Below are 11805 nucleotides of genomic sequence, written 5' to 3'. Positions count from 1 at the left end.
TGAATTTGTTGGTTAGATCTTTTTTATTAGAACAATTTTTAAGGTTTTTATTCTGTATTTAAATCCAATTTAATAAATTATATAATTTAATAGTTGATATTAATTTGTATTTGGTATAATATCATCACTTTAATGACAAGGGGAATTTTTATGAAGGAATATTTGTTTGTCTTGTCAATTGTAGGGTTTGTACTTATAGCTTGTGATGTTAAGGGACATTGTAAAGGTAAGTCTGACATAGATAATGGATGTGGAAAGTATGTTTCAAAGAGCATTGGGGTTAAAAAAACTAGAAGTAGTAATCTTGTTAAAAATGCTGTTAAGGTAAAAGTGAAGAAAAAAGCTTCTTCAGATGAAACAATCTTTAATTTGCGATTAGAAATAATTGATTTGATTTCTAAAGAAGTTGACAAGATAAAATATTCTGAATTAAAAATCATGAGTGAACCTCATGATTTTTATGGTTTACCTTTTAGTTATACTATCTGTAGAGAAAAGGAATTTGTTTTAGTGTGTTCTAATCCAGAATGCACCAGAATGTATAGAAGAAGATTTTATGCATCACTTGATTATGATGAGCATAAGTTTGAAGAATTAAGGGCATGTTTTGCTAAAATCAACCTTAGTGGGGTTGTTGATCTCTTAAACTGCATTTTTAGTGTGGTATCTTGTAAATATCAATTAAAGCTTGAATATTTAATTGAAAATATGAATCTTAAAAGAAATATATTGCTGACTATGTCTATTAGAGATTTAGATTATATTAAATCAAATCTTGAATGGATTTTGTCTCTGAAAAAGACGTGGAATGCTGGAGTAGATGAAATTATTGATTTTCTTAATAGGCCTTTTAAAGGAACAGAGTTTATTTTAGAGGAGTTTAATTATTTTATGAATCAACGATTTAAGTCTTTAGTAGGACAAATAGAAAAACTTGGAATGTTGGTTGTTGCGATTTTGGAGTTGGTGTCTTAATGTCTGTTGAGACTGAGAATAATAGATTTTTGTTGAATTTATAAAATTATTTTGTAAAGATTGCTGTAGAAATTGCATGTCTCACTTATTTTTTTTTGTTGCTTTTGATGCTTTATTATTTACTAATGTTTGCAGTGATTCTGCAAACATTGCTTATGCGATAATTTAACCATAAATTGGTGATTTAATTGTCAATTTAGGTAACTTAATATTATAGAAGTAGAGATTATTAGCTCTCATAACAGTCTTTTCCTTGTTTTAGAGTATTGTTTTTTTGTTTGGTTCGTCTAGAAATTTAAAAATGAAAAAGAGTCAACATCAAACAGTCCTTTGTCATTTATTTTTAAGTGAGGAATTACCGTTAATGACATGAAAGATAATGCCATTAAGGGGGAATCTAAATTAGAACCTAAAACATTCCTACAAAAATTATTTAGTTGAATATATTTTAAAGCAACTTCCTTGGGTGGGCTCATGCTCATCAAACCCGCAATTGGAAGTTTTAATATTAAGGTATCTTGGTTATTTAAAGCACATAAACCCCCTTTATTTTCAATAATAAGATTTGCTGCTTTGCATAAATATTCATCACTAGTACCAAGAACTATGATATTGTGAGAGTCGTGAGCAACTGTGCTTCCAATGGCTCCATTTTTGAGTCCAAAATTTTTTGTAAAACCTATCGATATTTTGTTGTGATTATTGTATCGATTTATTACTGCTATTTTTAAAATGTCTTTGCTGATGTTTGATTCAAAGTTTGGTGCTAATAGGTTACTGTCAGTCATGGTTTTATTAGTGATAATTTGATTATTAATGCAATTAATTGTTGGTATAGTTTTACTTTGTGTAAAAAATTTAAAGTCGTCAATTGACTTTTTGCTGCAATTGAAATTATTGATAGGATTTTCATTTAGTAGTGGGATATATGATTTACCATCACTAAATACCAATTTACCATTTATGTAAGTTTTGTCTACTTTAAATGTTTTTAGATCTTTAGTAATAATAAAATCAGCAGGATCCCCGACTTGTAGTAATCCGACTGGGATTTTATAGTGTATAACAGGGTTAATACAAGCTATTTTTAAAACATCGAAAAAATCATGACCATATTCTATGGCACGTGAAACCATTAAGTTTATATGCCCGTTAAGCAAGATATCAGGATGTGCGTCATCACAACAAAACATTAAATGATCTCGGTATTTTCCTGAACATTCGCTAATTAGAGGGTGTAAAGCTTCAAAATTTTTAGCCGCGCTGCCTTCTCTAATTAAGATTTTCATGCCTAAAGACAATTTATATCGTGCATCTTCTATTGTTGAACATTCATGATCGGTACTAATTCCTGCGGATGCGTACTTTAAAACTGATTCAGGTGATAAACCGGGTGCATGTCCGTCGACAACTTTGTTACGCTTCAAAGCAGAATGAATTTTGTTCATTACTTTAGGGTCTCTATTAAGTACACCGGGGAAATTCATCATTTCAGATAGATAATAGATATTATCTAGTGCCAGTAGCTTATCTACATCTTTATCATCCAAGACGTGACCGGAAGTTTCAATTTCTAAGGGCAAAGCTGGGACACAAGAGGGTGCACCAAAAAAATTTTTAAAATCAATTTTATTGGAGTTGTTTATCATGAAATTAATACCATCAATACCATTGACATTTGCTATTTCATGAGGATCGCTTATTGTAGATACGGTACCATGTTGAACTACTAAATGAGCAAAATGTGATGGAATAAGCAAGGAACTTTCTATATGTATGTGAGAATCAATAAATCCTGGTAATACATAGTCTTTTAAAGATTCATTAGTTCTTTCTATGTTGGAAATGGTACCATTTTTTATTGTTATATGAGAAGGGTAAATCTCTTTATTCACAATATCGATATAATTTGCTTTAATTAGTAATGAATTCATTATTTGTCCTTTAAGATAGTTCTTTTTTTATAATATGTTACTGCAATATTTGCTATATCAATATATGTAAATTCAAAAAATTTTAATACCGATGTATTTAGTTTATATCTTTCTAGAATATAAGGTTTGTAGTTCCTTTGTTGATTTTTATTGTATTTAATGTAATTCTTATGTTAAAGTCAATATTTTTTAAAAAAGGTGAAATTTTGATTGAAAAATTAGGAAATAGTGTTAAGTATTACAGTTATTAGCAATTTTTGTGAAGCAATGGAGGATTTTTGCACTTATGTGTAATCATAAATATTTGGTGTTTAAGTTATTAATTTTTTTATTAGTTTGTTTTAATGGATATGCTATTTCTAATAAAAATAGCAATATTTTAGTAGTGTTTGCTATGGATTCTGAAGCCGCTGAGCTGAATAAGCTTATGTCTCGTAAAGAAGAGATAGTGTTGAAGGATTATGGGCTTAATAAAAAAATTGTTAAAGGCAAGATATCTAATCGCAATGTTATTTCTGCTGTTGTGGGTATTGGAAAGGTAAATACAAGTTTATGGACTAGTTATCTTTTGTCAAAATATAATATAAGTCATGTAATTAATTGTGGGGTTGCTGGTGGGGTTGTTAACCCTAAGGTAAGTAAGCTTAAGGTGGGAGACATAGTAGTATCTTCAGAGGTGGCTTATCATGATTTTGATTTGGTTAAATTTGGACATAAAGTTGGACAGGTTCCAGAATTACCTCAGAAATTTAGTAGTGATAGAAATTTGCTTGAAAAGGCTTTAAAAGCTATTAAAACAAAGCTTAAAGGTGTTAATGGATATTCAGGATTAATACTAACAGGAGATCAATTTATTGATCCAGTTTATTTGACAAAGATTGTGGCAAACTTTGAGGATGTTATAGCTGTAGAGATGGAGGGTGCGGCATTGGGACATGTTGCTCATGTCTTTAATGTTCCTTTTATAGTTGTTAGATCTATATCTGATATTGTAAACAATGAGGGCAATGAAGTTGAATACAACGAATTTCTTAAGTTGGCAACAGTGAATGCAGCTAAAATGGTACAGGAGATCTTGAAATTACTCTAATTATTAGGTCATTTTATGGTTATTAATAGTGGTAGTTTGGATTTCTAAGTTAGTTAACATAGAGTTGTTTATAACAGGATGTTAGTATAAAATATCTTATACAAATTAATAGTTAATGAGCTTATTAACTTATATATTTGGGTAATAGATTGATAAGGCAAGTGAGTTCTTGCCTATCCTTGTTTAAGGATTATAGGTATGAATTTTGTCTTATCTTGTCTTGTTAACACATTGCATAATCAGTTGGTTTGATTGTTAAAGTTGATAAGATTATCTTTTTTAAGTTTATTAGTAAACCTAATTTTTTAAGGAATTTATAGTGAATAATAATGCGGTGATTGTATTAGATTTTGGCTCTCAGTATAGTCAACTGATTGCAAGAAAAATTAGAGAGATGGGTGTTTATACAATAGTCATTGCATATTCTATTTCTGCAGAAGAGATTAAGGATATGTATCCTGTGGGGATAATTTTAAGCGGAGGACCTGCTTCTGTTTATCTCGACGAAGCTCCTACTGTGGACATTGATATTTTTAACTTAGGTGTACCGATTTTGGGAATATGTTATGGAATGCAGCTAATCATTAAATTGTTTGGGGGCGTAATTTCTAAATGTGATAAGCAAGAATTTGGTAATACTGAACTATTTATCGAAGATGATCAATCTAATTTATTTTTTGGTCTTTCTAATAAGTTAAAAGTAATGATGAGTCATGGAGACAATATTGAAAAAGTTCCAAGCAATTTCAAACAAATAGCTTATACTGAAACTTGTATTGCTTCTGTATTTAATGAAGAGCAAAAAATTTATGGATTACAATTTCACCCAGAGGTAACTTGTTCAGAGGTTGGTAATCAAATACTTAAAAATTTTGTTTTTAAAATTTGCCAAGCTCATGTGAACTGGAATTTAAGTAATAGCATAGATGATTTTGTGGAAAAAATAAGACTTCAAATAGGTGATAAGAAAGTAATTTTGGGACTTTCTGGTGGAACAGATTCTTTAGTATGTGCATTACTTATTAATAATGCAATAAAAAGTAATTTAATCTGTGTTTTTATCGATACTGGCTTGTTACGCAAAAATGAAGTTAGGGAGATATTAGAACTTGGTAGACAGTACAATTTAAACATAAAATATGTTGATTCTTCTTCAATATTTTTGAAGAATTTAGAAAATATAGATGAACCTGAAGAGAAAAGAAAAATTATAGGAAGAACATTTGTAGAGATTTTTGAAAAGGTGGCCTTAGAAGACAAAGATGTAGAGTTTTTGGCACAAGGAACGATTTATTCAGATGTAATTGAGTCTGAATCGAGAAATAATGTTTTTTCATCACATATCAAATCACATCATAATGTAGGGGGACTTCCAGAAAAAATTAGATTAAAACTTTTAGAACCGTTAAGGGAGCTTTTTAAAGATGAAGTAATCCAATTAGGAATTCAATTAGGGATTGAAGAGAATTCTCTTTATAGACATCCCTTTCCAGGTCCGGGATTGGCAATAAGAATAATTGGCAAGATCACTCAAGAAAAGATTAATATTCTTCAGGGAGCTGATAGTATTTTAATAGAAGAGCTTTTGTCAAATAATTTATATTATAAGATAAGGCAAGCATTTGTAGTTTTATTGCCTGTAAAATCTGTTGGAGTGATGGGGGATAACAGAACATATGAATATACAGCTGTTATTCGATGTGTTAATACTTTAGACTTTATGACTGCTAATTGGGTTGAATTACCTTATGATTTTTTAAGAAAAGTTTCTTCAAGAATAATTAATGAGGTCAGAGGTATAAATAGAGTTTGTTATGACATTTCTTCTAAGCCCCCAGCAACAATAGAATGGGAATAATAAAAATAAGGAGAACTGATTGATAGAAAAAATAGTAAAAGAAGCTTTGACTTTTGATGATGTTTCTTTAATTCCTAGAAAATCATCTGTATTACCCAGTGATGTTGATTTAAAGACAAAGTTAACAAAGAATATATCTTTAAATATACCTTTTTTAAGCTCAGCCATGGATACAGTTACAGAAAGCCGAATGGCAATAGCTATGGCTAAAGAGGGTGGAATAGGAATTATACATAAAAATCTCACCATTGAAGCTCAAAGGAAAGAAGTAGAAATAGTAAAGGTTTATCACCGGACCGGCATTATAAAAAATCCTATCACTATTGATGAGAATGCAAATGTACAGGAAGCTAAGATATTGATTGCAAAACATAAGATCTCTGCATTGCCTGTGACAGATAAAACAGGTAAAATATTAGGTCTAGTAACTAATAGAGACATTAAATATATTACGGATGATAATGTTCCTGTAATAAATGCAATGACAAAAAAATTAATTACAGCAAGAGAAGATATAACTTTAACAGAAGCTAAAGAAATATTATTTAGGCATAAGATAGAAAAGCTACTTATTGTTGATAAGTCAAACAATTTAAGAGGATTAATAACCTGTAAAGACATAGATCATGTGGAGCATCAAGAGTATTTTCCTAATGCATGCAAAGATATGAAAAATAGGCTAAGAGTAGGAGCAGCTGTTTCTATTGATGTTGATACTTTAGAGCGTGTTGAAGAATTAGTCAAAGCGGATGTTGATGTAATTGCTATTGATTCTGCACATGGACATTCTACTAGAGTAATTGAACTTGTAAGGAAAATTAAAAATAAATATCCAAATTTGGATGTTATTGCAGGTAATATAGTAACTAAGGAAGCAGCCCTTGATTTAATTGATGCAGGAGCAGACTGTTTGAAGGTTGGAATAGGTCCAGGAAGCATATGTACAACAAGAATAGTTGCAGGAGTTGGAGTACCGCAGTTAACCGCAATTCATGATGTTTTTGAAGCCTGTAAACATACAAATACTTGTATTATAGCGGATGGTGGAATTAGATTTTCAGGAGATATAGTTAAAGCAATTGCAGCTGGAGCTGATAGTGTGATGATAGGCAATCTTTTTGCTGGTGCTCATGAATCCCCCTCAGAGGAAGTAATTTATAATGGAAAAAAATTTAAAGTTTATGTCGGTATGGGCTCTCTTTCTGCTATGGCTAGAGGTTCCAAATCAAGATATTTCCAATTTGAAAATAAAGAATCCCCTGGTAAATTGATTCCTGAAGGCATTGAAGGAATGGTTCCTTATGTTGGAAAATTAAAAGACATTATATTTCAATTAAAGGGAGGTCTAATGTCTGGAATGGGTTACTTGGGAGTGGGAACAATATTAGAATTAAAGACAAACGCTAAATTTGTAAAAATAAGCTCTGCTTCTTTAAGAGAATCTCATACACATGATGTTTTGGAAAATAACAAATAATATAATTTTATTATGTTTAAGAATACTAAGGTTTTATAATGTTTCTAGTATTAAGGGGAAGAGGAGAGTTTTTATCAAGTTCATCTTTCTTTTGATAGTTTGTTCTTGTAGTTGCAACTTTTGTAATAATTTTTTGTTATATGGGATTAGAGTTTTTATTGATATTGACTGGGATAATAAATTATTGTTTTTAGTAAATATGTAATATCATATTGACAGTATTTAAGCGAGCTACAACACTTAGTGTTAATATAAATTGTTTTTCTCCTTAAATAAGAAATACAAAACTTTTTAAGTGTTGGGTATGCTGTTTGGTTTGCATTTTTATTTTTAGCAGTATTGATGAACTTATATGATTTGTTAAATAAATATTTAATATGTTTGATTTCTTTTAAGAAATATAGTCTTTGTATAATTATGTGATAAGATGTTTTGATATTGCCTTTAATTTAGATGGATATGCGTAAAGTGTACTTATTAATTTTGGGTATACATGTTAATCAATGAGCAAAATTATAAGCAATAACGTTAATTGATTGAATGACCGTTGTGTATGTATGAATATTTACATTTACTTTAATTTGGGATAAGTCTTACTAGTATAGGTTGCAGTCATATTTCTTTTTAAGTATCATTTCTAACTTGAGGTATTTTTTTTTCTTTTTGTGCTCTTAAAAATTTAGGGCATCCATTGGTTGGAGATAATCTATTACAGATATGAAAGAGAACTAAAAATATGATAATAACGAATAGCAGTGTTTATTGTAAATTTATGGCTTGAGAGGGGTTTATAGTAAGTGATGATGAAAGTGATTACGGGGACAATGTCAAATTCATCATTAAAATTTATACGCAGTACCCATGTAATGAAGATAGCATTGATAGAAGAATTGATATTTAATTTAAGTTTTAGTGTGTGTAGGTGTGAGGTATAGAGTTGTTATTATGGATAAAATAATTGAATGGAGAATAGTAAAATAAATATGAAGTGATAATAGTCTATTATAGCATAATGATTGTTTTACAATATATATTGTTATATAATGACATGTTAATATGATAATATATTTATATGATGATATTTTGATTTATAAATGATTTATTTATAAATTGGCTTTCATTAAAAAAAGGAGATGTTTAATGCTAAGGTTGAGAATTTATAATTCGTTATTATTACTAGTAGTAAGCTGTATAATAAGTTGTGATTTAAAAAAACAAAGAGAAATCGCGATGAGAGATAGTGTGTTTAAAGATAATAATATTATAGTTACTTTTGAAGGAATAGATACGGAGTACAGTATAGGCACTAAGCTTGATAATCTTTTAGACACATTTGGTTTTTTTGATGATGGGAGGGAAGTAATTGAGTATATACGAAGTGTAGTAACCGATCCTAGTATTGGGAGGCTTGAAGATTACAAAACGTATAGTATGGATGAGTTTTATAACTTGCTTGTTGTTTTAGGTGTTGATAGAGTTAAAGAAATTATGGAGCGTAATTTATTTATTTTTGGCTCATTAAAAGAGACCGAAGCAGTTATGAAAGATTTTAAGAAAGACGAATCAAAGCAAGGAGATAGGTCTAATTTTTTAAGAAAAATATATTTATTGAATTTAAAAGAAGCATTCAGTGGGTCTAATCCTGATGAGGTTTATTATAAAGCTATAAATAATCATAGATTTTCTAATAATTTTGCTTGGAGAACACGTGAAGATAAATCAGAAGTTATTAAAAAACAGGTTGAATCCCTTGTAAAGGTTGAAAAACTGTATTCTGAGCTGTCTGATGAAGAGTATGAAATAATTGAGTATGTACGAGGTGTAGTAGCTAAACCTCTTTTTGGTGGTGGGGCTCTTCTTGATGTGTTTACTGGCTTAGATTTTCTCTTTCGTCTGGGTGATTGGGGTGTTGATAAAGTTAAAAAACTTCTAGGACATGTTTTATTGACTTTGAATTCACTAAAAGAGACCGAAAGCTTGATAGAGGGTATGAAGGATGAGGAGTTAAGGCAAGAATTACAAGATGAGTTTGGTTATGCTAAGCGTGAATATTTATATGAATTGTACTATACATTTACGCATTCTGTATATGATCGTTTTAACAGTTTGCATGGTGAGGATAGCAATCAGTTGCGTTTTACTGCTTTTAAAGATAAAGTTAAACTCATTGTAGGAACTGAGAATATAGAAAACGATATAATTTACAGACTCTTGCCATAATGGCTATAACTAATAGTTCTTCTGGCTTTGAATTTAGTGTTAAAACCCTACTAGATACAAAGGGTGGGGTTTTAGTCTTGGATGATGATAATCATTTAACATGTGTTGATATTGGTAGTGTTATTTCTAAAGAAGCTGTACTTAAAGCTGAATGTAGAGGTTCTAGGATTTTATTTAATTGTGCCACAGGTCTTTTTAATTTAGAATATTTGATAGAAAATATGGATAGAATAATATCAGATATGCCTATAAGAATTATTGAACAGGATAAAGAGTTTGGTAGATATACTGCAATTGAGCAAATAACTTGGGAAGTTATGAGAATAGTAGATAATCCATTAATTTTTGAGGTCAATAGAGAAGATAGGTTTCTGCCCGCAAAATTATTTGTTGATACGCTTATTATGAGTAATTACATGAATGATAAATTTTCGGGTAATATTTCTGATATTGCTAGATATTTAAATTATGCTCTTAATAATGCATTGAAGAATAAATATGATTTGGTATTTAGGCAAGGTAAGTGGGATGTTTAGATTTGTGTTATTTGGCCTTTTATTGTCTAGTTTGGTTTTACTAGGCTCCATTCCTGATATAGATTATGATTATTTTGAAAATGATAAATTTGATCTTGTAGATATTGATAAATTTTTAGGAAGAGTTAATGTTAAGAACATTTTGAGGGAACGTTGTTTTTTTATTGGCATTAGGAATGTTGCTAATCCTAGTGCTGTGCAAGCACTAAGTAAAGAAGAACTTGGTAAAATAAGAGAGATAAATCCAGTAGGAATTATTTTATTTAGAGAAAATTTTAAGGATGCACAGCAAACTAAAGAGTTGATTGAAGGGATAAAGAGACATCTTGGTTCTGACATATTGATTGCTGTTGATGAAGAAGGAGGACTAGTTAGTAGAGCTAGTGAGAATAAAAAATTGGGAGTTTATAATTTTCCTGCTATGGAATCTGTTGGAAAGACTGGAGATTCTCAGCTTGCATATAAGATTGGTGAAATTCTTGGGAAACAGCTTAGACGACTTGGTATCAATGTAAATATGGCACCTGTAGCAGATGCAAAATTTGTTCCAAATAGTCCCTTAGGTAGCAGAACTTTTGGGTATTCATCTTATAATATTGGTCTTATGGTAGAGGCATTTATTGATGGGATACAAAGGGAAGGTGTGTTTGCTGTGGTTAAACACTTTCCTGGACTTGGAGGCACAAAAGTAGATACCCATAAAGATTTGGCCTTATTACCTTATAGTAAAAATTTTTTAATGGTAAATAATTTTATACCATTTCTTTTTGGCAAGGAAGCAAAATTTATTATGCTTGGGCATGTACTTGTTCCTAAGATTTCCGGAGATGTAAGTAGTATGTCAAAAGATATTGTGGATATTATAAGACATAATCTGAATATCTTTAGTATTATCATGACAGATGCATATGATATGGGGGCAATTGTAAATAATTTTAGTTTGGGGCATGCGATTAGGAAATCATTAAATTCAGGTATTGATGTTGTGCTTATTCCAGAAGGGTTTAAGAAACTTAATGTAGAAGAATGAATATTCTTAGTTTTGTATAAAGGAAATGCTTATTAAAAATTACCATTATTGTTATAATTAGATGGGAAAGGTAATAGCTATATCGACTAAAAAATACTCACGTAGAGAAGAAGAAAATGTAGAGAGGATAGAGAATAAATTAGTAATTGGAATGTTAAGTTTAACAGAGACAAAAGGCAATGCAGGGAAAAGAAAAGCAGAGATATTGTTACCAGTAATAATGGAAGTTCTAAGAGCTATAGGTAATTGAGTACCTATTAAGATATTGATAATGAAAGAATATATGTGTATTTGATATTTCAATATATAAAGAGAAATAGATAGAGTAAAATAGACATTTGAGAAAGTTGGAATGAGGGGATAAAAGTGGATGGGGATGATATTGAAATCAATCCATTCATTGTAGGTCATGGTTATTCCAATGAAAGCGTAATATTTATAATGTTGATTATAAGGAGTTAAATTTATATAATTGTGTTGAATGATACCTATTTGTAGTGGTTTTATATTTTCATTATTAAATTTTTTACCCCATGCATGGGTATATATTATTAGTAGTGATATAAGTATTAAATTTTTCATTGTGTGTGTAAGGAATTGTAACATGTTATTAAGGAATAAAGAACAGTTTGTACTTGTTTGGAAGGAGGTAATAATAAATATTATACTATTAACAATTAAACTA

General features: G+C 29.9%; 10 protein-coding genes. 9 read left to right on the top strand and 1 reads right to left on the bottom strand.

Features of this window, described 5'->3' with window-relative positions:
• Positions 1–150: 150 nt before the first annotated feature.
• The gene (locus bvRMA01_RS05915; RefSeq protein ID WP_247032796.1) at positions 151–975 is read left to right on the top strand and encodes a complement regulator-acquiring protein; all 825 of its coding nucleotides are present in this window, start codon (positions 151–153) and stop codon (positions 973–975) included.
• 287 nt (positions 976–1262) lie between these two features.
• On the opposite strand, the gene ade is transcribed toward bvRMA01_RS05915, so the two are convergent.
• Positions 1263–2909, bottom strand: a complete 1647-nt coding sequence (gene ade / locus bvRMA01_RS05910) for an adenine deaminase (protein ID WP_247032795.1) — start codon at positions 2907–2909, stop codon at positions 1263–1265.
• 286 nt (positions 2910–3195) lie between these two features.
• On the opposite strand from ade, the gene bvRMA01_RS05905 reads away from it, so the two are divergent.
• From bvRMA01_RS05905 to bvRMA01_RS05875, 8 genes are all read left to right on the top strand, one after another.
• Complete coding sequence (locus bvRMA01_RS05905) at positions 3196–3999, top strand: 5'-methylthioadenosine/adenosylhomocysteine nucleosidase (protein ID WP_119024508.1); 804 nt, start codon at positions 3196–3198, stop codon at positions 3997–3999.
• Positions 4000–4318: 319 nt separating this feature from the next.
• Positions 4319–5857: a glutamine-hydrolyzing GMP synthase gene (gene guaA / locus bvRMA01_RS05900; RefSeq protein ID WP_247032794.1), complete on the top strand. Its 1539-nt coding sequence runs from the start codon at positions 4319–4321 to the stop codon at positions 5855–5857.
• 19 nt (positions 5858–5876) lie between these two features.
• Positions 5877–7334, top strand: a complete 1458-nt coding sequence (guaB, locus tag bvRMA01_RS05895; protein WP_247032793.1) for an IMP dehydrogenase — start codon at positions 5877–5879, stop codon at positions 7332–7334.
• Between the two features lie 800 nt (positions 7335–8134).
• Positions 8135–8269, top strand: coding sequence for a hypothetical protein (locus bvRMA01_RS06235; RefSeq protein WP_283847972.1), 135 nt, complete (start codon positions 8135–8137; stop codon positions 8267–8269).
• A gap of 295 nt (positions 8270–8564) precedes the next feature.
• Positions 8565–9554, top strand: coding sequence for a BTA121 domain-containing protein surface lipoprotein (locus bvRMA01_RS05890; RefSeq protein ID WP_247032792.1), 990 nt, complete (start codon positions 8565–8567; stop codon positions 9552–9554).
• Positions 9554–10090, top strand: a complete 537-nt coding sequence (locus bvRMA01_RS05885) for a UTP--glucose-1-phosphate uridylyltransferase (protein ID WP_433996736.1) — start codon at positions 9554–9556, stop codon at positions 10088–10090. Before bvRMA01_RS05890 ends, bvRMA01_RS05885 begins: the two co-directional genes overlap by 1 nt.
• Positions 10053–11120 carry a glycoside hydrolase family 3 N-terminal domain-containing protein gene (locus bvRMA01_RS05880; protein ID WP_433996701.1) on the top strand — a complete coding sequence of 356 codons (1068 nt, stop codon included), beginning with the start codon at positions 10053–10055 and terminating at the stop codon, positions 11118–11120. Before bvRMA01_RS05885 ends, bvRMA01_RS05880 begins: the two co-directional genes overlap by 38 nt.
• A 61-nt stretch (positions 11121–11181) precedes the next feature.
• The gene (locus bvRMA01_RS05875; protein WP_247031290.1) at positions 11182–11370 is read left to right on the top strand and encodes a hypothetical protein; all 189 of its coding nucleotides are present in this window, start codon (positions 11182–11184) and stop codon (positions 11368–11370) included.
• The last annotated feature ends 435 nt before the right edge of the window (positions 11371–11805 follow it).

It is taken from the genome of Borrelia venezuelensis (assembly GCF_023035835.1).
Lineage (GTDB): Bacteria > Spirochaetota > Spirochaetia > Borreliales > Borreliaceae > Borrelia > Borrelia turicatae.
Note: the sequence above shows the minus strand (reverse complement) of the source record. Positions and strands in the feature narration are given on the sequence as shown.

Bases quoted from the DNA above. Each gene is read 5' to 3' on its own strand.
- bvRMA01_RS05915 (WP_247032796.1), top strand. From the start codon at position 151: ATGAAGGAATATTTGTTTGTCTTGTCAATTGTAGGGTTTGTACTTATA.
- ade (WP_247032795.1), bottom strand. From the start codon at position 2,909: ATGAATTCATTACTAATTAAAGCAAATTATATCGATATTGTGAATAAA.
- bvRMA01_RS05905 (WP_119024508.1), top strand. From the start codon at position 3,196: ATGTGTAATCATAAATATTTGGTGTTTAAGTTATTAATTTTTTTATTA.
- bvRMA01_RS06235 (WP_283847972.1), top strand. From the start codon at position 8,135: ATGATGAAAGTGATTACGGGGACAATGTCAAATTCATCATTAAAATTT.
- bvRMA01_RS05890 (WP_247032792.1), top strand. From the start codon at position 8,565: ATGAGAGATAGTGTGTTTAAAGATAATAATATTATAGTTACTTTTGAA.
- bvRMA01_RS05885 (WP_433996736.1), top strand. From the start codon at position 9,554: ATGGCTATAACTAATAGTTCTTCTGGCTTTGAATTTAGTGTTAAAACC.
- bvRMA01_RS05880 (WP_433996701.1), top strand. From the start codon at position 10,053: ATGATTTGGTATTTAGGCAAGGTAAGTGGGATGTTTAGATTTGTGTTA.
- bvRMA01_RS05875 (WP_247031290.1), top strand. From the start codon at position 11,182: ATGGGAAAGGTAATAGCTATATCGACTAAAAAATACTCACGTAGAGAA.